Below are 23,521 nucleotides of genomic sequence, written 5' to 3' on the forward strand. Positions count from 1 at the left end.
TATGATTGAAATTAGTCAGATATCGAAAAGTTATCAGGATACTAAAGTCTTAGATAACGTAACAACAACAATTAAAAATAGCGGTATTACCTCAATCATCGGGCCTAATGGTGCAGGTAAATCAACACTGTTGTCGATAATTGGGCGCTTGTTACAGCCTGATCACGGTGGTTACGTCAAAGTGAATGATTTAGACGTATCGACAACACCGAGTGATAAATTAGCGAAATGTTTGTCAGTTTTACGCCAAGAAAATCAATTTGCCAGCCGTTTAACAGTCGAGGAATTGGTTGGTTTTGGGCGTTACCCATACACTAAAGGCCGTTTAACCATTGACGATAAAAAGAAAATTGATGAGTCACTCTCTTTTCTAAATTTGTCAGATTTACGTCACCGTTATTTAGATGAATTATCGGGTGGCCAACGCCAACGGGCTTATGTCGCAATGGTTTTATGTCAAGATACAGAATATGTTTTACTTGATGAGCCATTGAATAACCTGGATATGAAACATGCGGTGATCATGATGAAACTGCTGCGTAAAGCGGCAGATGAGCTAGGCAAAACCATTATCTTAGTAATCCACGATATAAATTTCGCTTCCGTTTATTCGGACTATATTGTCGCTCTGAGAAACGGCCGCCTGTCTTATCACGGTAAGCCAGAAGAGATCATGAAATCTGACATTATTGAGGATATTTTTGATACTCCGGTTGATATTAAACGGGTGGATGATCAGTATATTGCTCTCTACTACTAAATTTTCGTCATCCTTCGAGCTGTAGCGGTCGGGTCACATACTTTTGTATGCTCCCCGAGATATCTTCTCTTGCCGCCTTGCTACAGTTCGAATGATTTAGAAAATTAAATGGTTATCATAGTTTGAGCTGTAGCGGTGTTGGCTACAACCTAAATGTACCGAATAGAAGACCGTTAGTGGCAGAATGAATTCATTGCGGTGAAATTTCAATGTCTTCATCGGTTGTCAGCAAGTCCAGTGATTGCAACACTTCTAAGCGTTTTATCCCATCGGCATTAACCACTAAACGCGCCAGCTCATTGTAGGTTTTTTTGTTAATTGTGACACGGCGGCAAAGGTAAATGTGATACACCTTTTCACCAATGATTGCAGGTTCATCATCATTTACAGTGAGTTCTTCATAGCTAATATCGATATATTTTAGAAAATCTGAAATATTAAAGCGTGTGATATCAGCAATTGATGATTGGTTTTTTTCAAACACCGAATGGCGGTTATGTAGCAATACATCTTTGCGGTAATACAGGATATCTTCCATACGTTGGACATTAACTAAATTAACCCAATGGGATTTTTGTCGCATTTCACGGATATCAGGGGAGAGCATGTTTTCACTGATGAAGCGAAAAGACTCTTTGCATAGCCCGACAGGGGCCTTAACACCTTCACGATAAATACGTAGCTGTCTATCCGGGATCCACTTTTGGAAAACGCGATAGAGTTGCTCACGACCGATTTCTTTCAGCCTATCTTTGAAAATATAGCCAATAACCATAGCTAAAAATAAATTTGCACTCAACGCGCCATATTTTCCTTGCCAAAGAAAGGCGATTAACGTGGCAAAAATCATTGAGATTGCTGCAGCGATACCATAAATGGAGTGCAATAATAATGGCAACCCACGTTTATGGCGGATCTCTAAGTAAAGGTAGCGATTGATGTATTTTTTCAATAAATTGCGACGATATGTCACTAATTCGGCATCAGTTTCATCACTGGGAAAACAATCAGGGTATTGTTTCTTTAGGTAACGCATTTCTTGATACCAAAAATGACGGATTTCTTCACGTAACGGTATTTGCTTCTCAGCTAATAAATCACGCAAATAATTCATGGTGTAGTAGGTCATAAATTCGTCGCAATAAGAAAATGCATTTGAGCGAATGCTTTCTTCAATTTTTCCCGCCAGTGGCGCTAACGCCCGATAAACCCCGAGGCATTTCGCCATGTTCGCCATAAACTCGGTTAAGTATTCATCTGTTTGTCGTTGGGCGTTTTGGCTTATCATTTTGACATTAATTCGTACCGTGCGCTTAAAGGTTAAAGCATAGCGTTTTAACTTGTTCTCATACTCGTCCAATGAGGGTGGGTTTAATGGGTCACATTGTTCTAACCAGCGTTTTAAGTCATCTAATTCGCCATTTTCTTCTGGTAAAGCTGAAAGCTTAACCGTGGATGGGCTTAAGCGGATATAGTTTTTGAGGCTACGTTGAAGGCTTGATGGCGTGTATAGATCAGGGTTGACTTGCAATGATGATGGAAGAAAGAAAAAACTTTCGACCTGATAGCGGATCTCTTTTGATTTACGAGGCAATAGAACTTTTTGTTTGATTTCAAACTGTTTTTTACCGTGGATCTTGAGAGACTCTTTAATCATATATTGCCTTATTTGATGCGATGACTCATTTTTACCCTAATGATTGCAGTGCTAATGATTGCAGTGCTAATGATTGCAGCATAGCACGTTTATTTATTGAAGAACTTTAAGCAATAGCATACAGGAAGCAATAATGACAGTCTGTGAGGGAATGTTGAAAGATGTGGCAATTAAGAAGTGTTATTATAACGAGGCACATTACTATGCCTCATTATCGTTTAGCTATTCGTTATTGAATAACTTATTTTTTTGCAGCAGGGCGTACCGCTGTCACTTCTATTTCTACTCTCCAAGCTGGGTTAGCCAGTTTAGCGACTTGGAAGGTAGAACGAGCTGGCAGATTAGTAATTTTCTCAGACTCATAGAACTTATTGTAACCGGCCATGAAGCCAGCGAAGTCCATAGTACCTTGAGTTTCTTCACCACCAACTAAAAATACTTGCATTTTAACAACATCATTCATTGTCAAACCCATACCTTCGAGGTTAGCTTGGATTTGTTTTAATACGTTGATTGTTTGTGCTTCGGTATTACCATAAGACTCTAAAACGCCTTCTTTAGCGTCTGCAGAGATTTTAGAAGGAACTTTTCCGCTTAGGAAAATGAGGTTGCCCGCATTGATTTCTACTGATTCAGAGATAGGGAATCCTTTCACTGGAACGCGTTTAACATCATCAGCTGCATTCGCACTTGCTACACCTAAAATCAAAGGCAGAGAAAGCAATAAAGTTTTATAGCGCATGTAAACTCCTTAACATTATCAAAGTAAATAGGATCTATTAATTTTATCAAAAATTAAACTTTCATTTAACTTTAAACTATTCGCTAATAGATCCACAGTAAAAATCGTTATTTTCCCCGTTTTTTAGTTAAAACGAGAAAGTTTATACGGCGTAGGGTCGATAAATGGTGTTTCACCCATTAACAATTCTGCCGTTAATCGACCAGATGCAGGGCTTTCTGTCATACCCCAGCCTGTAGCGGTGTTGATGACCAGACCTGGATACTGCTCGATGGTTGAAATAATTGGAATTTCATCATCCGTTGGTGCAACAGTACCACCCCAACGCTCAACCACTTTAGACTCTTTAAATACTGGGAACTCTTTTCTCAGTCTTTCTAGAACGCCATCTAAGTGTTCATTGTTTGGTGTATTTGTTGCCGTACGGAACTCTTCGAATGGAGTCTTCTCGTCTAAATTCCAAGATGTTGCCATCATGAAGGAGTTGAATAAGTCTTTACCAAGAGAGAATTCTAATGGTAATTCACCGCCACCTAATACATGTAGGAATCTTGGGCCTAACAGGAAGCTGTCTTTAACGATAGAGCTGGTAAAGATACGTGGTGCAACAGCATAAGTCCCATCAGCTTGTTCACGGAAGTGAATACCGTTAGGTAAGTGTACGTTACCTTTTGGTGCACCTGGTACGCCAGTAATACGCTGTTGTGACAGATAAACGTTTAGTGTTGGAACGTCAATACCTAAGTTACCCATGAACAGACGCGACCAAATACCCCCCGTCAGAACAACACGAGACGTTTTGATTGCACCTTTTTCAGTGACAACATCAGAAATTTTGCCGCCTGCAGTTTCAATACCACGTACTGCACAATTAGTGTAGATGCGAATACCGATTGATTTAGCGTAGTTTGCCATCGTTGGCGTAACAACTTCTGGGTCAAGGCTACCAGAGTCTTCTTCAAAACCACCAATTTTCCATGGGGTTTGCGCATCAACCAGACGATTAGCCAGTTCAGTACCTTCAATCATACGGGTACGTAAAGGCGTATCGAAACCTGGGTTTTCAGATGCAGACTTAATCCACGCTCTTGAAATTTCTAAATCTTCTTCGCTTGAAGGCACTTCAACGCGGCCTTGAACACGGTAGCTAGTATCAGCACCGATTTTTTCGTTCATACCGAGCCATTGAATTTTCCCATAGTGGTGTAAAGGAAAAATAGCTGGAGAGGTTTTGTAGCTGATGATTTGGCTATATGCACGGCCTGATTGCTCACCACCGACAACACCTTTTTCACAGATAACAACATTAAGACCTTTCTCTGCAAGGTTAATTGCGGTCATGATCCCTTGAAGGCCAGCACCGATGATGACTGCATCCGCAGACTCAGGTAATTTGCCTTCAGTACCGGCAACAGCAGGTACACGTGATTTAGTCGATTCAAAACGACCTTCACGATTAATCATAGGAACAACCGCAGCACCTCCTGCTAGAACACCAGCAGCACCAACCCCTAATAATAGCTTTCTTCTCGAGATTTTCATCTATAACCTCAATAACAATCTTGTTTTTTATATAGTAAATAATTTCAAATTGAGATAATGATCTTATCATATATTTTGTAATTGTTAAGTGGCGGTAGCATTTGTTAATAAAGGTCATTGAAATGAAATGTGACGTAAATTGATCTACTCAGTGCTGTAAAGGCTTTGTAGGTGATTACTTTATTTTAGAGATATAAGAATTAATATTTTTTTAATGTTAATGTCATTAAAAGTGTACAGGTGTAAATATGAAAATTTAGCTTAAAGGCAATAATTGATGAGGGGGTCAAAGAGGGAGATTAATATTTCACCATAGATGAAAATTCTGAATATCCCTTAAGTTCTAAAATTGGGAAATTAATATATAAATGAGTTTTAAATGTACTTTTTGAGCTATTTTTGTTCATTTGATTATTAATCATCCATTTGTTAAGGCTTGCAGTATTTAACCGTATTTAATATTGATTGGTTAGGTTGCATAAATATTGTCCACTAGGTTAGCTGGGGGTGTGGTGTATAACTAGTTGATAATAAATGTTGTTTTGTTTCTGTAGTGAAGCGCCTAAACAAAAATAAATAACCTAGTCTTTATTAAGGTTAATTATCGTAATCATTTATGAGATAGAATTAGATAAATTTAAAGTAATAGATATTTTTCATTATTTTTAATGTTGTTAAAAATAGCCACTTATTTTCTGATGGCAACGAATAGTAAAAAGTAATAGAACGTATGACAAGAGTGAATAATTAAGATTAAGTAATGAATGATAAATTGAATAATAAGCTAAACTGGCTTTAATGATAAAAAATACAGAGTTATTCATGCAGTTAATAATATTTTCATAAATAGTTACTTTTACTTCAGGTACACATCATTCAGTTATTTTACTTTATTAGTCGATATGCACCATGATAGCTTCACTTATTAGCGATATATTCATTTCCTGTGGGGATTTGCGCGAAAAAATTAGCATAATCCTCGGAGCGAACCTGTTGAAGGATGGTTTCAAGCGCTGATAGCGGTGCTTCTGACCAATCGCAGCGAATATCAATGTCTGCGTATTGCCGGTCATTCCATACTTTTAATGCAGCGGAGCGGATGCCTCGATAATCACCACCTTCATCGGCACCAGCTTGCATGGCAATAAGTAATCGATCAGCCAGATCTTGATGAGCATTTTTATGATAGCTTCGATGAATAGCATCCAAAACTTGTTCACTAGCTAACATATTTCCAGCAATGGCTAAGTTGGGTTCCGATAGACTTCCACACCAAGGTAAGCAATATTGACCTGTCCAATCAGCTGTATCACCATAGTTATCCATAATAATTAATTGTCGCCGTTCACAGTCAATATCTTCCTTAACCAGATGATTTAAGCTTTTATTCGCATTATGGCCTTGCTGCAAATATTCAATACCTGTTAAGCCAGCAATGGGGTTGGTCATTGCTTGAGTTGCGATTGCCCCCGTTTGGCTTTTGCCATGTAAGACCAATGCACCAACCGCAGGGCCACCTGTTGCCGTCGCTGCACCTATTTTTCCTGTCAATGGGCAGCGCGCCACAATTGAAAATGTCATTTTACACCTCATAAATTAGACCTTGATCAAATTTATCATTATAAATTCTTGCTTGAAATATAATTTATCATCATAAATAAAGAAAAAGATAAAATTATTAACAAAATTGACACAAATCACACTTCACAATCATATAGCAATGTCAGCACTCAGGGGGAAGCAAATGAAAATGCGTTTATGTGGGTGGATAGCCAGTTTTTGGCTTTTATGCTTTATTTCGCTACCGACATTGGCAGTGAACCATCCTGATGTCTTGTTATTAGGGCAAGTTGCTGAGCCGCAGTCATTAGACCCACAAGTGGCAACCGCTGCGAATGATTCTCGAATTTTGGTTAACTTGTACGAAGGGTTAGTTCGCAATGCGGATGGTACATTAACGCTTGAACCTGCTTTAGCCCAATCATGGTCTGTTAGTGATGATGGTCTCACATATACTTTCCATTTACGCGAGAATATAAAATTTCATGATGGCAGCCCATTCAATGCGGATGCAGTCAAATTCACATTTGAACGAATGTTGGATAACCAGCACCCGTACTACCATACAGGGCCATTCCCATTATCATTTTTCTTTTCTGCAATAGACAAGATAGAAACTCCAGATGATAAAACGGTGGTGTTTACCTTAAAAGAACCGTTTGCCCCGTTTTTATCGAACTTAGCGACACCAGCAGGGCTGATTGTTTCACCCGCAGCAGTAAAGAAATATGACAAAGACTTTAGCCGGCACCCTAGCGGAACAGGTCCCTTCAAGTTTGATGAGTGGACCGCAAACCAAAGGGTGGTCGTATCCGCTAATGAAGACTATTGGGATGGTAAACCCAGTTTAAAACATGTTGTTTTTCGGCCTATCACTGACGCCAATACTCGGGTAGCCGAAATGTTATCGGGGGGAATTGATGCCATGGTGGAAGTCCCTGCTGATAACGTCCCATTATTTGTTAATGACAACCGCTTTTATGTTTATGAAGCCGTAGGGCCTCATGTTTGGTATGCCATGCTCAATGCGTCTCAGCCACCGTTTGATGATGTGCGTGTGAGGCAAGCCGTTAACTATGCGGTAAATAAAGACAATATTGTGAAATACATTCTTCAGGACTCTGCGGGGGTAGCACAAGGGCCCATCCCATCGGCATTTGATTGGGCATTTGATGCAGAAACCAAGGCTTATCCTTATGACCCTGAAAAAGCACGCCAATTAATAGCAGAAGCAGGGGCTCAAGGGCAAAAAGTTATTTTTTATGTCACGGAAGGGGGCTCAGGGATGCTAGACCCGATCCCCATGGCGACAGCCATTCAAGCAGACCTGAAAGCGGTTGGGCTATCTGTCGAAATTCAAACCTTTGAATGGAATACTTACCTATCAAAGGTCAATGCAGGTCTAAAACAAGCGCATATGGCCGAAATGGCATGGATGACGAATGACCCAGATACTTTACCCTTTTTAACCTTACATAGCGCTTCTTGGCCAGATAAAGGCGGGTTCAATTCCGGTTATTACAGTAACAAGCAGCTCGATAGGTTATTAGACAAAGCTCGAGTCACCAATAATCTCGAGGAGCGCGCCCAGTTATATCGGCAAGTACAAAAAATTGTTCATCAAGATGCCCCTTGGTTATTTGTGGCGAATTGGAAGCAAAATGCGGTCGCTAATGAGCATGTTAAACATTTCAAATTGCAGCCTAACTTTAACTTATTACTTAAAGACGTTCGTAAAGATTGATTAATGTGAATTAAATATTCAATTAATCTTTTGATTTTATGGGGAAAAACTATGTGGTTATACTGTTTGAAACGCATTTTAGCGACCATACCCATACTGATTGGTTTGACGTTAATTGTCTTTTTTATCATGGCAATGATCCCTGGAGACCCTGCTCAAGCGCTGCTTGGCCCTTGGGCGACTCCTGAAAATGTGGCTAGAGTAAAAACAGAGCTTGGGTTGGATAAGCCGTTATATCAGCAATATTTTATTTGGATGCATAATTTAATTTCGGGTGACTTTGGCCGTTCATTTGTTCTTAACCGGCCTGTCGTTGATGAAGTTTTAGAGCGATTTTCTGCCACATTAATTTTGGGCGGAAGTGCGTTGTTACTGAGTTCAGTTTTAGGGTTACTGGCCGGAGTCCTTTCCGCCATTCGCCAATTCAGTTGGAGTGACCGATTTATTACACTTGCTGTTTTATTGGGGATCTCAATGCCATCTTTTTGGATCGGCTTATTGATGATTATGCTTTTTTCTGTTCAATTACAATGGGTTCCGGCATCAGGAATGTACGATATTTGGCAAGGCGGTGGCCTGAGCGATTTATTGCATCACCTTGTTTTACCCGCAGTGACGCTTTCATTAGTCGCAACAGGGGTGATAGCGCGTTTGACACGCACAGCAATGTTAGAAGTACTGCGACTTGATTTTATTCGTACCGCAAGAGCAAAAGGCTTGAGCGAGCGCAAAGTGATTTTTCGCCATGCATTTCGCATGGCACTGGTTTCCGTTATCCCAGTCATTGGTATCCAAGCGGGCTTTGTTTTTGGTGGTGCGGTGTATATTGAAACCGTTTTTCAGTGGCCGGGGCTCGGCGCAATGCTAGTGAAGGCTGTCGCAACCCGTGACTTGTTTTTAGTTCAAGGGGGCGTATTGATTGCAGCAGCGTCCTATGTCTTTATCAATTTACTTGCAGATGTTGTGCAAGCCATGTTAGACCCGAGGTTGAAATCATGAGCCAGTCAGTGACCCCTGTTATTCAGCATCGTCATCGCCAATCGATTGGCTCATTATTACTGGCGAACCGTTTAGCAACTTTGGGCTTATTTACGTTATCTATCATTATGCTCTTGGCATTTTTAGCGCCTTGGCTTCCCCTTGCTAATCCTGATGAAACGGATTTAGTTAATCGGCTACTTCCCGCTTTTTCATCTGGCCATTTATTAGGTACTGACCATTTAGGGCGAGATATTTTGTCTCGATTGCTGTGGGGAACGCGAGTATCTCTATTGGTCGGTATTTCCGCAACACTGATTGCGGCAATATTCGGCACCCTGATTGGCTTGGTTGCTGGGTATGTTGGCCACCGTACCGATACATTATTGATGCGTTGTATTGATATGCTAATGGCATTTCCATACATTTTATTGGCATTAGCGATTGTAGCGGTACTTGGGCCAGGACTACTCAATGCGTTGTATGCTATCGCATTAGTGAATATTCCCTTTTTTGCTAGGAATATTCGTGGGTTAACGGTGGGGTTACGTGATAGAGACTTTATTCAAGCTGCAAGGTTGTCAGGTAAAAACCACCTACAAGTCCTATTAACGGAAGTGTTACCGAATGTCTTGCCAATCATTGTGGTTACCATGTCAACGACCATTGGTTGGATGATCTTAGAGACGGCAGGCTTGTCATTTTTAGGGCTAGGTACTCAACCACCGAATGCAGATTTAGGTTCAATGCTAGGGCAAGGGCGCGCACAAATGTTTGTTGCTCCTCATGTGGCATTGGTACCCGGTATTATGATCTTTCTTATTGTGATTAGTTTTAACCTGTTAGGAGATGGCGTGCGTGACATTCTTGATCCCCGGTTAAAATCAGGCGCTTTACAGCGCTCACAACCGATGACACAGACTGACAGAGTTAATATTCCTGCGAAAACGGGAGGTGAACAAGCGGTATTAGAAGTCAAAGACTTGTCGGTCGCTTTTCGCCAAGGAAATCAATTACGCCCAACGGTAAAAGGGATCAGTTTTACCGTTGGTGCGGGGGAATGTTTAGGGCTAATTGGAGAAAGCGGTTCGGGTAAGAGTGTTACGGCTTTATCTGTAATGGGGTTGCTTGCATCGCCTCCTGCGTTGGTTACCGCTGGTGGTATTTATGTAGAACATGAAGAAATGTTGTCATTACCGTTATCTGTTATGCAGCGCCGTCGCGGTGCGAAGGTATCCTATATTTTCCAAGACCCGCTGACGACACTCCATCCGCAATTTACCATAGGTGTGCAATTGCGTGAGGCCATTACTGCTCACCAATCGTTGTCATTCTATGAGGCGAAAAATAAAGCCATTGAATTATTGGATAGCGTTGGGATCCCAGATGCGCAGGAGCGTTTTGATGCCTACCCCCATGAGCTTTCGGGCGGGCAGCGCCAGCGGGTAGGGATAGCGATGGCATTGGCTAATGATCCTGTGTTGATTATTGCCGACGAGCCGACCACCGCATTAGATGTTACGGTGCAGGCGCGTATTTTAGAGTTACTCAACCAACTACGCCGTGAACGCGGTGTTGCACTCTTATTTATTACCCATGATTTCGCGGTTATTAACCAAATTTGCGACCGTGTTGCCGTCATGCAGCAAGGTGAGATAGTTGAAACAGGGGAGACACAAACGGTATTACGCCAGCCTCAGCATCCTTACACACAACGCCTGATCGCCAGTGTCCCTAAATTAGGGGAAGGGCGTGGATTTTTAAAACAAGTCCAACAACTTTATGGTCATCAGCCCAATGGTGATGATTTAACATCGGCTCAGGAGGTTTAATGAAAAAAGTGATTGAGGTTAATCAGTTGGTGAAAACCTTCGGGCAGCCAAGAGGCCTATTTCACCCTCGAGGGCGCCAAGTTCACGCACTAAAAAATATTTCATTATCGCTCTATGAAGGTGAAACCCTTGCTGTTGTAGGGGAGAGTGGCTCAGGAAAAAGTACCTTAGCGCGTATTTTAGTTGGGTTGGAGCGTGAAACCTCGGGGGAAATTACGGTATTAGGGCAAACTCGTGCCGAATGGCTGCAACAAGGTTCACGTACATTTGGGCAAGCCATTCAGTACGTTTTTCAAGACCCGGTTGCTTCTTTGAACCCCCGTAAAACGATAGGCGAGACATTAACGGTTCCATTGAAATACTTAAAGCACATGAACACATCACAAAGAGCGAAGCGTTTGGCGGAATTACTCGAAGCCGTCAATATGCCAATCGACGCTTTAGCTTGCTATCCTCATGAGTTTTCAGGAGGGCAGGCACAGCGGTTAGCGATTGCGAGAGCATTAGCTGCGGATGCACGAATATTGGTACTTGATGAACCCGTTAGTGCGCTGGATGTTTCGGTACAAGCGCAAGTTTTATTGTTATTAGAACAACTTAAACAACAGTTTTCATTATCGTATTTATTTATTAGCCATGATTTGGCGGTAGTGGAGTCGATTGCAGATAGAGTTGCCGTACTCTATTTAGGGGATTTGCTAGAATGTCGAGATACCCGCAGCTTATTTGCCGCACCGGAGCATGAATATACGCGAAATTTATTGGCAAGTGCCCCACGAATTCGTGTTGATTCAGTCGATTAGAAACTTATTTAAACCAGTTGAGAAGCTAATATGAGCACCAATAAGCCAATGACGATAGAGTCAGTGCGTATTAAACGTACTGATGAAATCGTCAATGCGATAAAAGAAACCATTATGGCCAATAACCTCATACCCGGTGACCGTTTGCCACAAGAAAAAGAGTTAATTGAACATTATAACGCTAGCAAAAGCACTGTGAGAGAAGCATTAAAGTCATTGGAAGTTCAAGGGTTAATTAAAACAAAAACTGGGCCTGGTGGTGGCGCGTTTATTGATTCAATGACTGAAGCGCGAGCGATGAGTTTGTTATCGAATTATTTATTCACGCGGGATATATCCATAAAGGATATTTATACGTTACGTAAATTATTAGAACCAGTGGTAGCAGTCAGTGCCATTGATAATATCGATAACGCAGGAATTCAAAAGCTGTACGATACCATCGCCATTTATGACCATGAGCCCGCAGATGAAAATGAGCGCTGGCAGCAACGAATGGCAGAGCTGGATTTTCATGCGGTGGTCGCCAGCTATTCCGATAACGTTTTATTAGTGTTTATCTGCCATTTTTTACAACGCTTACTCAAAGACTTAGCCGTTTGTCAGGACATTTATTTAAAACCTGAGCCTGTCGATAGACGCCAAGGTATTGAATACCAATATCAATTAATCGAGGCTTTACGCCGTAAAGATGCCGCTAAAGTTCAATCGGTAATGGAAGCACATATGGCTTATGCAGAACAAGCCATGTTAGCGCTGCAAGCCACATTACAAGAACGTTTCTTAAGTGAAGATAGGTAATATAATGATAGATAAAGTATATCTGACCTCTGTATTAAAAACATTATTATGCACACCTAGCCCTGTTGGGATGACTGAACAAGCCGTTGCGCAAACTCACCAATGGTTGTCGGAGTTGGGGTTTACACCAAAATACACACGCCGCGGGGTGCTCTATATCACACTCGGTTCTGAAGAACCTAAACGTGCATTGGCCGCACATCTTGATACATTAGGGGCGATGGTGACACAACTCAAACCGAATGGGCGTTTGGCACTGCGTAATACAGGCACATGGGCAGCCCGTTTTGCGGAAGGTGCAAGGGTGACAGTATTTAGTGATGATCACCAATATCGTGGGACGATTTTGCCATTAAAAGCCTCAGGGCACCGTTTTAATACTGAGGTAGATACCCAAGTAGCCGATTGGGATAATTTAGAAATTCGCCTTGATGTCCCCTGTTATAACTTTGCTGATTTGCAATCCCATGGCTTAAACGTCGGTGATATTGTTGCAGTGGATGCTCAACCCGAATTCATTGATAACGGTTTTATTGTATCGCGTCATTTGGATGATAAAGCCGGATGTGCAGTGATGTTAGCCGCATTAAAATCACTGGTGGATGACGGTATTGTGCCAGCGGTATCTTGCCAAATGATGTTCACGATTTCAGAAGAGGTCGGTATCGGAGGCACCCACGGTTTTGGTCCGCAGGTTCAAGAATTATTAGCGATTGATAACTCTGTTTCTGCCCCTGACCAAACTACACGGGATGACGTACTCACTTTAGCTTTTCGCGACAGAACCGGCCCGTTTGATTTAGCAATTACGCGGCATTTATTACAATTATGCCAGCAGTATGACATTCCTCACGTCCGCGATACGTTTAAACACTATCGTTCGGATAGTGCTGCAGCAATTGATGCAGGATGGGATATTCGTGCGGCTTTAGCATGTTTCGCACTAGATAGCTCCCACGGTTGGGAAAGGACTCATTTGGACTCATTAGTCGCGCTCGCGACTTTAGTGAGACGCTATATTGAAAGTGATTTAGTCCCATTACCGGGGCAATCATTGCAAAACTAATAATTTGCGGCTGATGGTAAAAAGCCCTCATATCATTTAACGTGAGGAGGGCTTTGAACATGTTAATTGTTAACTTAGATTGGCTTGCGATAAATATTTTTGCATCTCATCTGCGGGTACCATACCGCCACCTGTTGCCCATACCAGATGTGTTGCGTTGGCCAGTTGCTTAGGCGTGAGTGATTTGGATTGCAAATAATCTGTGTTTTGCGTGACATGCACACAGCCAGTCATACCCGCCAAGGCCGAAGGCTCTAATTTAATAGATTCGGTCTGGTTGAGTAAGCCTAACAGGTTATACATTTCGCTATCATCGATAGTGTAATAACCATCAATCAACCGCTCCATCGCGCGCCCCACAAAACCGGATGCGCGGCCAACGGCAAGGCCATCAGCGGCAGTGATATTATCGATACCAATCTCTTGAACTGACACGCCATCATGTAACCCGGTATGTACTCCTAACAACATGCAAGGTGAATGCGTTGGTTCTGCAAATAAGCAATGGGCGGCATCCCCAAAGGCGAGTTTTAACCCGAAAGCAACGCCACCGGGGCCACCACCAACACCACAAGGTAAATAGACAAATAGCGGGTGGTCGTTATCCACTGTAATCCCTTGCTCTACAAATTGTTTTTTTAGGCGAAGGCCTGCGACGGCATAGCCAAGAAATAGGGTTGTGGAGTTTTCATCATCAATAAAAAAGCAGTTTGGGTCTTTTTCTGCTTCTTTACGGCCTTGTTCAACGGCGATGCTGTAATCTTGCTCATATTCCACAACATTCACACCATGTGAACGCAATTTGTCTTTTTTCCATTGTCTGGCATCTGCGGACATATGCACGCTGACGCTAAAGCCAAGTTTAGCGCTCATAATACCGATGGACATGCCAAGGTTACCGGTTGAGCCCACCGCGATGCGGTATTGGCTAAAGAATTGACGAAATTGTTCTGAGAATAAAATTTCGTAATTATCATCTGTTGATAATAAACCAGCTTCTAAAGCCAATTTTTCTGCATGGGTTAAAACCTCATAGATGCCACCGCGGGCTTTGATTGACCCTGAAATTGGCAGGTGGCTATCTTTTTTCAGTAACATTTTCCCTGTTATTGGCGTTTGATACCGTTTTTCCAGCGCGGCCTGCATGTTGGGAATATCGATAACTTCAGATTCAATAATCCCTTGTGTCGCTTGAGTTTCTGGAAACGCTTTCATCAAATAAGGCGCAAAGCGGGTTAAGCGCGCTTCTGCATCTTGAACATCTTCAATGATAAGCCCGACATAAGGCAAACCCGCTTGGGTCGTCGTGACCTTTGGGTTGAACCACGCAATTTGCTTTAAATCGATTAAGTCCTGAACTAAAGGGTAGTCAGCAATTAACTTATCAACATTTATCTGAGTCATAATTACTCTCTTTTAAATCACAAATGAAAGTGCAAAAGTCCCGGCCAGCGCGACGAAAGACGCAATCAACGTGGCGACACTATAAAAACGGAATGTTTCGGCTAAAGTCGCATTACAGTACTGTTTGACTAACCAGAACAATGAATCAGTGACGATAGTGCAGCCAATTGCGCCTGAGCCAATGGCTAATGTCATAATTTCTGGGCTAATGTGTGGGTACATTGGCATTAGCGGAGCAACAATCGCCGTTGCGCCCATCATCGCAACGGTGGCAGAACCGACAGCGGCATGAAGAATAATGGCGACTAGCCAAGCCAGTAAAATTGGGTGCATATCAATACCAGATAACACCATCGCTAAGGAATCGCTCAGTCCACTGCCTTTTAAGATACCGTTAAATGCCCCGCCTGCGCCGATAATCAATAAAATATTAGCGATTGAGCTAAAACTCTCTTCGGTTTTGCTGAGTAATACGCTCATACCCATGTTACGTCTTATCCCTAACATGTAATAAGCGACAAAAGCAGCAATAAACATAGCGGTTATTGGGTTACCAATAAACTGTAAGAGGGTAAATAACTGGCTATCTTTGCTCATGTTCAAGTCAGCGGCAGTCTTGATTAACATGAGGGCAATTGGCAATAACACCGTGAACAGTGTCGCACCTAAAGAAGGTAAGTCTTTTTCTTCACGTACCTCAAGATCTGAGAACGCTTCTGGCACAGTTTTAAACGGTAAGCGGTCACCTAAGAATTTGAGGAACAGTGGCCCGCCGACTAATGATGCGACTAGGCCTACGGCTAACCCTGCAACAATCACCGTACCAATATCAGCACCTAATTCATTTGTGACAAATAGAGCAGCAGGGTGTGGCGGTACGATGCAATGGACGGCCATCAGCGCAGTACACAATGGGATCGCTAACTTTAATAATGAAGTATTGGTTCTTTTGGCAATGGAAAATGCGAGTGGGATCAGTAACACCACACCGACCTCAACAAACAGGGTGATACCGCAGATTAACCCAATGAGTACCATGGTGACATCGGGAGTCAACCAACGGCTTTTTTGTAATGTCACCCCAATTCGCTCTGCTGCCCCGGAGATTTCCATCATTTTTCCAAGAATAGTTCCTAGCCCGATAATGGCAGCTAAGAAACCAAGTGTACCCCCAATGCCATTTTCGATAGCGTTGACCATCTCCAATGGATTCATTTGCATGGAGATACCGACAAAGAAGCTGGCGAGTAAAAGTGCTAAAAAGGGATGAAACTTAAATTTAATAATTGAAACGATGATTAGTAAAATACTGATAACTAAAGTACCAATCATCCACATTGTAGAGTCCATATCCTACCTCTGATCATCTTGTTATTGTTTTTCTATTGGATAATAAATATTCAGTGGTGACAAACGATGAAACACGAGCTTTAGATGAATCAAATTAACTCAAAGGTGTGATATTAGTCATATAAAACGGAGAATAGCGTCTTTGGGTCATCTAAATTCATCTTAAAAAGGGTATTGTAGAAATCATTGAGTATCGTTGTTTTTATTGGAGGCGTTGATGTCAGAAAATTTCAATCAATTTGAGCAATCTGGATTTATTCAATGGAATAAACGGCTATCAAGTTATCAGCTATCGCGCCTACATACCTTTGAAGCAGCAGCACGGCATAGCTCTTTTGCATTAGCGGCACAGGAGCTGGCATTAACACCCAGTGCAGTTAGCCACCGAATTAATACGTTAGAAGGGGAGTTAGGTTTTAAATTATTTGAGCGTTTTCATCGGCGTATTGAGCTGACGATTGATGGTGAGCGAATTTATTGGGCACTACGCAAAAATTTGGATGATATTAACCAAGAAATTATTGATATCAAGAACCAAGAAATCTCGGGTGAACTTACGGTGTATTCACGACCATCCATCGCCCAGTGCTGGTTAATTCCCAAAATTGCGGATTTTGCTAACCAATATCCCTCAATTCAGTTAAATCTATTAACGGGCAACGATGACGTTAACTTTCGTGGCTATGGCATTGATATTGCTATTTATTATGATGATATCACTCGGCCCAATTTATATTGTGAAGATTTAATGTCAGAGTCAATTGTTCCGGTCTGTAGTCCGCAATATGCTAAACAACATGATTTGCTTAATAATATTCATCAATTGAAAAATTGTACTTTGCTACATGATAGACAAGCTTGGAGCAGTAACTCTGATTATGATGAATGGAAGGCGTGGAGTGAACATTACCAATTAACCTTGTTTCCTCATCGCCGAAACCTATGCTTTGATCGCTCTGATTTAGCGATTGTTGCCGCAATGAACCATGCCGGTGTGGCGATGGGACGTAAACAATTGGTTGAAAAACGCTTAAAGCGCCAAGAACTGGTAATGCCATTTGGTGATATTTCGCTGAAGTGTCAACAGCGCCACTATTTTGCGATGCTAAATGATAAACGAAACCCAAAGGCGGATATTTTTATTCAATGGTTAAAACAGCAAGTTAACGCAATACCACAAGTAAAATGATGCTTATTCGAGTAAGATAACCTCTTGGTGATATTTCTAGAGAATGGAAAAACCTGAAGCTATGGCCCCGAAAACGCAAAAAGTTGCCACGATCAAAGATGTCGCTGCCAAAGCTCAGGCAGGGAAAACCAGTATCTCACGTTATTTGAATGGTGAATTTCATTTGCTTTCTGATAATTTACGTCAACGCATTGAAAGCGCCATTCGTGAATTAAACTATCGCCCAAACCAAATGGCGCGCAGCTTGAAACATGGGCGGACAGGCTTGATTGGTTTGATTATTGCCGATATCGGTAACCCATTCTCTGTTGAAGTATTAAAAGGGGTAGAAGCCGAGTCAATCAAACAAGGTTTCATGACCGTGGTTTGCAATGCAGATAACAGCATTGAGCGTGAATGCCAATTTATTCAATTGCTAAAAGGTTACCGCGTTGATGGACTTATCATAAATTCAGCGGGTGTTAACGAACAATTCATTGAAGTGCTGAAAGAAACCACCCTACCTTTCGTCTTGTTAGATAGAAAAATCGACAATTTTCCCAGTGACATGGTTGGGTTAGATAACCCCGCTTCTGCACAAATGGCCTTTAATCATCTGATTGAACAAGGGTTTGAAGCGATTTGCTTCGTGACTGAGCCCATTGTGTATAACAGCGCACGCCAAGAGCGCTTACAGACCTTTCAAGCGTTATCGCAGAGCCATCAACATATCCAAAGCGAATTTCATGAAGTGACCTTGCCTGACCCTACAAAATTGGAGGCCATTGTTGCCGATTTTTGTACTGCACATCGTGGTATGCGCAAAGTGATTGTTGCCGCTAATGGAGTGCTCACTTTGCAGTTGGCATATGTCATGAATAAACAAGGGTTACGTTGGGGAACGGATATTGGCTTTTTGAGTTTCGATAACCTCGAATGGGCGGCATTGGCTGGGCAAGGGGTAACCTCAGTGTCTCAACCGACAGCGGAAATGGGGCATAAAGCGGTGGAGTGCTTATTGGAAAAACTTGAAAACCCAGATAAGCCACCAATGCAATATTTATTTAATGGGGAATTGCTGATCCGAAAATCGACGACATTGTAGTCTTTGGGGCTAAGTTATTCGGTTCTTAAAATTTCGTTACTATTTCTCAATTTGGCTTAAGGTTTGTTGCATGTATACTGATATGCAGATTATGTTATAACCATTTTGAGGGCATAGGGAACATATGAGAAAGATAGGGATATTATTGCTAGCTAGCCTTGTTTTAGCGGGGTGTAGCACCAGAAGCGGTATCAAAGAATATACCTGCCAAGTTGACCAAAGCTATAATCACATCACATTAGAGCGAAATGGCAAATTTATCTTTCCAACGGGTGCAAGTAAGGTACAAGTCTTTTTCAATAATAATCAGGTTAATATCGTTGATTTTGTTGGCTATGAGTATATGAGTTATCCGTTAGTGAAAAGTACGGAACAGCGACGCGTTGAGAAAATAAAAGATTTTAACATCGTGATAAATAAAGGTGATTATTATTCTGATGTCAATGGCATGTTGGAGATATACTCACCCAGTCAAAAAACCGTCGGATTATATTATTTAGCGCCATCAACCAGTAAACTGAATTCTATCCAATTTTTGACCGAGTGTGAGCGAAGCAATGTTGCTCGCCCGGGACACGCTCATGCGCATTGATGGTTAAAGAGCCAAAGAGCCCTAATAAATTAGGGCATTCCAGCTATTTTGCTATTTCAGGGTTAACACAGTTTTGGCTTAGGTCACCCTTTAAAGCCGCTATTAGGTTATCAACGGCACATTCGACCATAGCATAACGGGTTTCATGGGTGGCAGAACCGATGTGCGGCAGAGCAACCACATTTGGCAGCGTGAGTAGCTTAGAGTTGCTTGGAAGGGGTTCAACTTCAAACACATCTAAACCCGCCCCGCGAATTGTGCCACTTTCTAATGCATCGATCAGGGCGGCTTCATCGACGATACGGCCTCTTGAACCGTTGATCAAAAATGCACTGGGTTTCATTTTTGCCAACTCATTTTTACCGATCAACTTTTCGGTTGACGCTGATAATGGCAGCACGACACAGACAAAATCCGATTCTGCCAGCAACGTATCGAGGTCACAACGACGTGCCTTAAGTTGGGTTTCTGCATCGGGGTGGATATGGTTATTGTAATAGAGAACTGGCATCCCGAAGCCTAAATAAGCGCGTTTGGCAACGGCATAGCCAATGCGGCCCATGCCTAAAATACCGATAGTTTTCCCATTCACATTACTGCCATATGCATCTTCACCAATACTTTGAGTCCATTGGCCATTTTTGACCATCTCAGCCATTTCGATAATGCGGCGTGCACTGCAAAGCACTAACGTAAAAATGGTGTCGGCGGTGGTTTCGGTTAATACATTAGGTGTATGCATTAATGCAATCTTTCTAGCATTCATTGCATCAATATCAAATTGATCGACACCAACGGAAATGGTCGATGCCGCTTTCAAATTCGGAGCATTGGCAATGTCATCTGCCGTGATAGGATAGCTGGCCCCGATAATGCCGTCAGCGCGGGATAACGCTTGTTTAAAGCTAGCGAGATTTTCAGGTGTAACGCTATCAAATACAGTAACATTAAAGTGTTGCTGTAGCCGTTCAAGTTGATCCGTAGGAATGGATTTATATAAAATAATATTCTGTTTCATAGTATCCCTTTTAAGCATGCTTCGTGATGACAACATCACTGTTTTGTTCTTGGTTTGGTTTGACTATCAAGGTAAAGAAAACCGAGGCTAATAATGCGAGTCCCATAAACATATACGAAGCACTTGGGCTACCGGTTGCTCCATTTAAATAGCCAACAAACCATGAACCAAAGAATGAACCTAATGCGCCCATACTATTGATTAATGCCATTGCACCACCTGCAACGTTCTTTGGCAACATTTCAGGAATGATAGCGAAGAAGGGCCCATATGGGGCGTACATTGCTGCACCCGCAATCACTAATAAGGTATAAGAGAACCAAAAATTCGTGCTACCGAGTAAGTACGAACCGAGGAAGCAAATCGCACCGAGTAAAAGCATTGGCCAAACGAATAGTTTGCGGTTATGCATACGGTCAGATGCCCATGATACGAGGATCATCGCTAAGGTTGCCGCAAGGTAAGGAACGGCAGAAAGCCAGCCTGTTTCTACCATCCCAAGGTTAGATGCTCCACGAATAATAGATGGCAGCCACAGTACGAAGCCATACACACCGATGCTCCAGCAAAAATACTGGGCGCACAGTAAAATCACGTTACGAGACTTAAAGGCTTCACGGTAATTACGAACGGGTTTGATGTTTTTCTGTTCGTCACTGAGAATTTTATCTAATGTCTCTTTTTCAGTCTGGCTTAGCCAATTCACTTGGCTTGGTTTATCACGTGCTGTTCTCCACCAGAAAAAAGCCCACAAAATCGCTGGAACCCCTTCAATGATAAACATTTCACGCCAACCGAACGCTTGAATGAGATAACCGGATAGCACGGACATCCACAACACCGTGACTGGGTTACCTAAAATTAAAAAGGTATTGGCGCGTGAGCGTTCTGATTGAGTGAACCAGTTACTGATATAGATGAGCATCGCTGGCATCACGGCGGCTTCAACGACACCCAAACTAAAGCGAATAATCACTAGCATTGGGATATTACTGACCATTCCCGTTAAGCTGGCAAACATTCCCCAGAGAAAAATACAGGCAAAAATCAGTTTGCGGACACTGCGCTTTTCCGCGTAGATAGCGCCTGGTATTTGGAAAAAGAAATAGCCAAGGAAAAATAATGAGCCGAGTAGTGACGACATCCCTTTGGTAATGCCTAAGTCAGCGTTGATACCTGCAGCGGCGGCAAAGCTGTAGTTTGCTCTATCCAAATAAGCAAGGCTATAGGTGATAAACACGATTGGCATGATGCGCCACCAACGTGACGCTGCTGGAGTATTCATTGTCATAATCGATTTCCTTTTAACATGCAGCTTTAGTGGTGGCTGCGGGGAGTAATGCCATTTCATGCTGCAATTGCGCTTGAGTTGGTAAGCCTTCACTATCACCTATAACTTGAATGGCTCTAGCTCCAACAAAATTACCTCTTGCAACAGCTTGCGGTAGTGTTAAGCCTTCAAGTAAGGCGCTAATGACGCCAACGGCAAAACCATCGCCGGCACCGACGGTATCAATGACTTGTTTAATATGCACGGCAGGAACCATACCTTGTTGGTTACCCGCAGTTTTATAATAAGCCCCGTGTTCTCCGGTTTTAATCACAACGGCTTCAACACCTTGGGCGAGATAAAAGTCAGCAATAGACTCGGGGTGGTCGAAACCCGTTAGAATTTTGCCTTCTTTTAAGCCTGGTAAGACCCAATTAGCTTGGAACGCGAGTTGGTTGAGCTGTTCTACCATCGCTGTTTCACTCTTCCATAGAGAAGGGCGCAAGTTGGGGTCAAATGATAGTGTTTTTCCTGCATTTCGCATCCATTTCGCGGCATGCAGTGACAGTTGGTAGCTGGTGGGTGAAAGTGCTGCTGCCACGCCACTTAAATGTAAATGGCGTGCGGATAGAAAATAATCTTCATTAAAGTCTGTTAAATCTAAGTGACTTGCCGCAGAACCTTGACGAAAATACTCTACTATGGGATCGGTTCCATTTTCGGCTTTAGATTTGAGTTGAAAGCCAGTTGGGTAACGAGAATCTACCGTAACACATTGAGTATCTATATATTCATTATCCAATGTGGCTTGGATAAAACGCCCAAAAGAGTCATTACCTAAGCGGCTAATCCATCCCGTTTTTAACCCAAGGCGTGAAAGGCCAACAGCAACGTTGAGTTCAGCCCCTGCGGCACGGCGAACAAAGTTTTCGACCTCATGTAATTTCCCTGTTTGTGTGGCGACGAACATCATCATGGCCTCACCAAGAGTTACGACATCTAATTGGTTTTTCATAAAATTAATTCTCCCTCTAACCTAGAAAGTCTTTAACAGAGAAACATAGTATTCAGTGACTGCACGTAAATCATCGCCTTCGAGTGGAAACTCGATACCACAAGGAACGTCATTCGGTAGGGCGGTTAGCACTTCTTTCCAAGTGCCATCGCTGTCATCAAGTGCTACAGCAACACGTTTGTTGTCACGCAATTGGCAGGCTTTAACGTGAATGTAAGCGACTTGGGGAGCAAAAATATGTGCGGCTTTTAACGGATTTTCCCGATGCCAATGCCAGTTCGCCATATCAAACGCCATTTTTATGGGCATATTCTGGGTTTTGACATCAGCAAAAAAGCGTTCAAGAGGCGCAATATGACCACCGGCTTCTGTTTGGTCGTTCTCAATCACTAATTGGGTGGTGTATTGATTGATGACACCAATAACTTCGGATAAGTCATAGCACTCAGGTAGCTCACCAAGTGATAGTTTTAAAAAGCGTGCATTGAGTTGTTTGGCATCTTCGAAATAGCCTTGTAATTTGGTGATTGCGATAGGAGCTCGTTGTTGAAATAGGGTATCAGGAATAGAATAGACAGCTTTTAGTTGCCTTGCTTGTAGCTTATCAGCAATATCCGTCAGGCTATCATTCGGCAGCAAAAGCTCTTGGCGGATCTCCACGCCATCTGCATGGCTGTTTTGAATCATTTCGAATAAGGCTTGTTGGCCGCCTAATTGTTTTACGGTTTGCGCCCCATAGGCCGCAGTGACAACAATAATGTGTTTGCTCATGACTTTCCTCTGTCTGATTAAAGGGCATTTTGCCCATTTGTCATTGCGAATAATGTATTATGGAACCGGTTCCATAATGCTTTCTAGTGAGGAAAGAGCAAAATTAGAGCTGTATCACTAATCAAATGGCGATTAATGTTTAATTGCAGATCTTTATCACAACTCTATATGTAATGGGTGTAACGCTTATTATTCATTCTGATAAATGAATTTATGGTATATAACTAGTTGATTACTAATTTTTTATCTTTCTTGATATACAGCTAGCATGAAAATATGCCTAGTAAATGCGTGATTCTTCATAATTAATTATTGTTAGCTGTATCTCAATTTCGTCTTCTTC

20 protein-coding genes are annotated in these 23,521 nt (G+C 42.2%); 10 read left to right on the forward strand and 10 right to left on the reverse strand.

Going from position 1 to position 23,521, the window contains the following annotated elements:
* Position 1 precedes the first annotated feature (1 nt).
* Positions 2-760 carry an iron ABC transporter ATP-binding protein gene (locus tag PSE83_RS14500; protein WP_004259268.1) on the forward strand — a complete coding sequence of 253 codons (759 nt, stop codon included), beginning with the start codon at positions 2-4 and terminating at the stop codon, positions 758-760.
* Positions 761-950: 190 nt separating this feature from the next.
* On the opposite strand, the gene PSE83_RS14505 is transcribed toward PSE83_RS14500, so the two are convergent.
* The 4 genes from PSE83_RS14505 to PSE83_RS14520 form a co-directional block, all read right to left on the reverse strand.
* The gene (locus PSE83_RS14505; protein WP_172767447.1) at positions 951-2,417 is read right to left on the reverse strand and encodes a hypothetical protein; all 1,467 of its coding nucleotides are present in this window, start codon (positions 2,415-2,417) and stop codon (positions 951-953) included.
* 241 nt (positions 2,418-2,658) lie between these two features.
* The gene (locus PSE83_RS14510; RefSeq protein ID WP_004259262.1) at positions 2,659-3,159 is read right to left on the reverse strand and encodes a RidA family protein; all 501 of its coding nucleotides are present in this window, start codon (positions 3,157-3,159) and stop codon (positions 2,659-2,661) included.
* Positions 3,160-3,282: 123 nt separating this feature from the next.
* Complete coding sequence (locus tag PSE83_RS14515; RefSeq protein WP_004259261.1) at positions 3,283-4,701, reverse strand: NAD(P)/FAD-dependent oxidoreductase; 1,419 nt, start codon at positions 4,699-4,701, stop codon at positions 3,283-3,285.
* Between the two features lie 918 nt (positions 4,702-5,619).
* Positions 5,620-6,282, reverse strand: a complete 663-nt coding sequence (locus PSE83_RS14520) for a DUF1028 domain-containing protein (RefSeq protein ID WP_144140545.1) — start codon at positions 6,280-6,282, stop codon at positions 5,620-5,622.
* Between the two features lie 163 nt (positions 6,283-6,445).
* Between PSE83_RS14520 and PSE83_RS14525 the strand changes: the two genes are divergently transcribed.
* From PSE83_RS14525 to PSE83_RS14550, 6 genes are read left to right on the forward strand one after another with little or no spacing between them, the layout of a single operon-like run.
* Entirely contained in the window at positions 6,446-8,005 is a 1,560-nt protein-coding gene (locus PSE83_RS14525) for an ABC transporter substrate-binding protein (RefSeq protein WP_272660951.1), read from the forward strand.
* Between the two features lie 51 nt (positions 8,006-8,056).
* Positions 8,057-9,004, forward strand: coding sequence for an ABC transporter permease (locus PSE83_RS14530; RefSeq protein ID WP_096864463.1), 948 nt, complete (start codon positions 8,057-8,059; stop codon positions 9,002-9,004).
* Positions 9,001-10,815 (forward strand): dipeptide/oligopeptide/nickel ABC transporter permease/ATP-binding protein, encoded by a 1,815-nt coding sequence (locus tag PSE83_RS14535; RefSeq protein ID WP_004259247.1) that lies wholly within the window; start codon positions 9,001-9,003, stop codon positions 10,813-10,815. The genes PSE83_RS14530 and PSE83_RS14535 overlap by 4 nt, the downstream gene beginning before the upstream one ends.
* On the forward strand, positions 10,815-11,618 hold the full coding sequence (locus PSE83_RS14540; protein ID WP_164565568.1) for an ABC transporter ATP-binding protein: 804 nt from the start codon (positions 10,815-10,817) through the stop codon (positions 11,616-11,618). The genes PSE83_RS14535 and PSE83_RS14540 overlap by 1 nt, the downstream gene beginning before the upstream one ends.
* A gap of 30 nt (positions 11,619-11,648) precedes the next feature.
* Positions 11,649-12,419 (forward strand): FadR/GntR family transcriptional regulator, encoded by a 771-nt coding sequence (locus PSE83_RS14545; RefSeq protein ID WP_272660952.1) that lies wholly within the window; start codon positions 11,649-11,651, stop codon positions 12,417-12,419.
* A 4-nt stretch (positions 12,420-12,423) separates the two neighbouring features.
* Positions 12,424-13,485, forward strand: a complete 1,062-nt coding sequence (locus PSE83_RS14550) for an osmoprotectant NAGGN system M42 family peptidase (RefSeq protein WP_272660953.1) — start codon at positions 12,424-12,426, stop codon at positions 13,483-13,485.
* Between the two features lie 69 nt (positions 13,486-13,554).
* Here the strand turns inward: PSE83_RS14550 and dsdA are convergent, their stop codons facing one another.
* Positions 13,555-14,889, reverse strand: coding sequence for a D-serine ammonia-lyase (dsdA, locus tag PSE83_RS14555; RefSeq protein ID WP_172767443.1), 1,335 nt, complete (start codon positions 14,887-14,889; stop codon positions 13,555-13,557).
* Between the two features lie 12 nt (positions 14,890-14,901).
* Positions 14,902-16,239 (reverse strand): D-serine transporter DsdX, encoded by a 1,338-nt coding sequence (dsdX, locus tag PSE83_RS14560; RefSeq protein ID WP_094961591.1) that lies wholly within the window; start codon positions 16,237-16,239, stop codon positions 14,902-14,904.
* Positions 16,240-16,456: 217 nt separating this feature from the next.
* Here dsdX and dsdC point away from each other — a divergent pair, with 217 nt between their 5' ends.
* The 3 genes from dsdC (at position 16,457) to PSE83_RS14575 (ending at position 19,104) form a co-directional block, all read left to right on the forward strand.
* On the forward strand, positions 16,457-17,428 hold the full coding sequence (dsdC, locus tag PSE83_RS14565) for a DNA-binding transcriptional regulator DsdC (RefSeq protein WP_004259232.1): 972 nt from the start codon (positions 16,457-16,459) through the stop codon (positions 17,426-17,428).
* Positions 17,429-17,471: 43 nt separating this feature from the next.
* A complete protein-coding gene (locus tag PSE83_RS14570; protein ID WP_096864470.1) occupies positions 17,472-18,512 on the forward strand; it encodes a LacI family DNA-binding transcriptional regulator in 1,041 nt (346 codons plus the stop codon).
* 124 nt (positions 18,513-18,636) lie between these two features.
* Positions 18,637-19,104, forward strand: coding sequence for a hypothetical protein (locus PSE83_RS14575; RefSeq protein WP_004259227.1), 468 nt, complete (start codon positions 18,637-18,639; stop codon positions 19,102-19,104).
* Between the two features lie 43 nt (positions 19,105-19,147).
* Here the strand turns inward: PSE83_RS14575 and PSE83_RS14580 are convergent, their stop codons facing one another.
* Genes PSE83_RS14580 through PSE83_RS14595 form a run of 4 tightly spaced genes read right to left on the reverse strand, consistent with a single transcriptional unit; the run spans position 19,148 to position 23,178 of the window.
* On the reverse strand, positions 19,148-20,122 hold the full coding sequence (locus tag PSE83_RS14580; protein WP_096864472.1) for an NAD(P)-dependent oxidoreductase: 975 nt from the start codon (positions 20,120-20,122) through the stop codon (positions 19,148-19,150).
* Between the two features lie 10 nt (positions 20,123-20,132).
* Complete coding sequence (locus tag PSE83_RS14585) at positions 20,133-21,413, reverse strand: MFS transporter (protein WP_094961588.1); 1,281 nt, start codon at positions 21,411-21,413, stop codon at positions 20,133-20,135.
* A 13-nt stretch (positions 21,414-21,426) separates the two neighbouring features.
* A complete protein-coding gene (locus PSE83_RS14590) occupies positions 21,427-22,407 on the reverse strand; it encodes a sugar kinase (RefSeq protein ID WP_164565562.1) in 981 nt (326 codons plus the stop codon).
* Positions 22,408-22,428: 21 nt separating this feature from the next.
* On the reverse strand, positions 22,429-23,178 hold the full coding sequence (locus tag PSE83_RS14595; protein ID WP_272660954.1) for a sugar phosphate isomerase/epimerase family protein: 750 nt from the start codon (positions 23,176-23,178) through the stop codon (positions 22,429-22,431).
* Positions 23,179-23,521: the final 343 nt, after the last annotated feature.

Origin of the sequence: Providencia sp. PROV150 (assembly GCF_028481025.1) — a bacterium.
Lineage (GTDB): Bacteria > Pseudomonadota > Gammaproteobacteria > Enterobacterales > Enterobacteriaceae > Providencia > Providencia hangzhouensis.

Excerpts from the sequence above, each read along its gene's own strand:
- PSE83_RS14500 (WP_004259268.1), top strand. The coding sequence starts at position 2 with ATGATTGAAATTAGTCAGATATCGAAAAGTTATCAGGATACTAAAGTC.
- PSE83_RS14505 (WP_172767447.1), bottom strand. The coding sequence starts at position 2,417 with ATGATTAAAGAGTCTCTCAAGATCCACGGTAAAAAACAGTTTGAAATC.
- PSE83_RS14510 (WP_004259262.1), bottom strand. The coding sequence starts at position 3,159 with ATGCGCTATAAAACTTTATTGCTTTCTCTGCCTTTGATTTTAGGTGTA.
- PSE83_RS14515 (WP_004259261.1), bottom strand. The coding sequence starts at position 4,701 with ATGAAAATCTCGAGAAGAAAGCTATTATTAGGGGTTGGTGCTGCTGGT.
- PSE83_RS14520 (WP_144140545.1), bottom strand. The coding sequence starts at position 6,282 with ATGACATTTTCAATTGTGGCGCGCTGCCCATTGACAGGAAAAATAGGT.
- PSE83_RS14525 (WP_272660951.1), top strand. The coding sequence starts at position 6,446 with ATGAAAATGCGTTTATGTGGGTGGATAGCCAGTTTTTGGCTTTTATGC.
- PSE83_RS14530 (WP_096864463.1), top strand. The coding sequence starts at position 8,057 with ATGTGGTTATACTGTTTGAAACGCATTTTAGCGACCATACCCATACTG.
- PSE83_RS14535 (WP_004259247.1), top strand. The coding sequence starts at position 9,001 with ATGAGCCAGTCAGTGACCCCTGTTATTCAGCATCGTCATCGCCAATCG.
- PSE83_RS14540 (WP_164565568.1), top strand. The coding sequence starts at position 10,815 with ATGAAAAAAGTGATTGAGGTTAATCAGTTGGTGAAAACCTTCGGGCAG.
- PSE83_RS14545 (WP_272660952.1), top strand. The coding sequence starts at position 11,649 with ATGAGCACCAATAAGCCAATGACGATAGAGTCAGTGCGTATTAAACGT.
- PSE83_RS14550 (WP_272660953.1), top strand. The coding sequence starts at position 12,424 with ATGATAGATAAAGTATATCTGACCTCTGTATTAAAAACATTATTATGC.
- dsdA (WP_172767443.1), bottom strand. The coding sequence starts at position 14,889 with ATGACTCAGATAAATGTTGATAAGTTAATTGCTGACTACCCTTTAGTT.
- dsdX (WP_094961591.1), bottom strand. The coding sequence starts at position 16,239 with ATGGACTCTACAATGTGGATGATTGGTACTTTAGTTATCAGTATTTTA.
- dsdC (WP_004259232.1), top strand. The coding sequence starts at position 16,457 with ATGTCAGAAAATTTCAATCAATTTGAGCAATCTGGATTTATTCAATGG.
- PSE83_RS14570 (WP_096864470.1), top strand. The coding sequence starts at position 17,472 with ATGGAAAAACCTGAAGCTATGGCCCCGAAAACGCAAAAAGTTGCCACG.
- PSE83_RS14575 (WP_004259227.1), top strand. The coding sequence starts at position 18,637 with ATGAGAAAGATAGGGATATTATTGCTAGCTAGCCTTGTTTTAGCGGGG.
- PSE83_RS14580 (WP_096864472.1), bottom strand. The coding sequence starts at position 20,122 with ATGAAACAGAATATTATTTTATATAAATCCATTCCTACGGATCAACTT.
- PSE83_RS14585 (WP_094961588.1), bottom strand. The coding sequence starts at position 21,413 with ATGACAATGAATACTCCAGCAGCGTCACGTTGGTGGCGCATCATGCCA.
- PSE83_RS14590 (WP_164565562.1), bottom strand. The coding sequence starts at position 22,407 with ATGAAAAACCAATTAGATGTCGTAACTCTTGGTGAGGCCATGATGATG.
- PSE83_RS14595 (WP_272660954.1), bottom strand. The coding sequence starts at position 23,178 with ATGAGCAAACACATTATTGTTGTCACTGCGGCCTATGGGGCGCAAACC.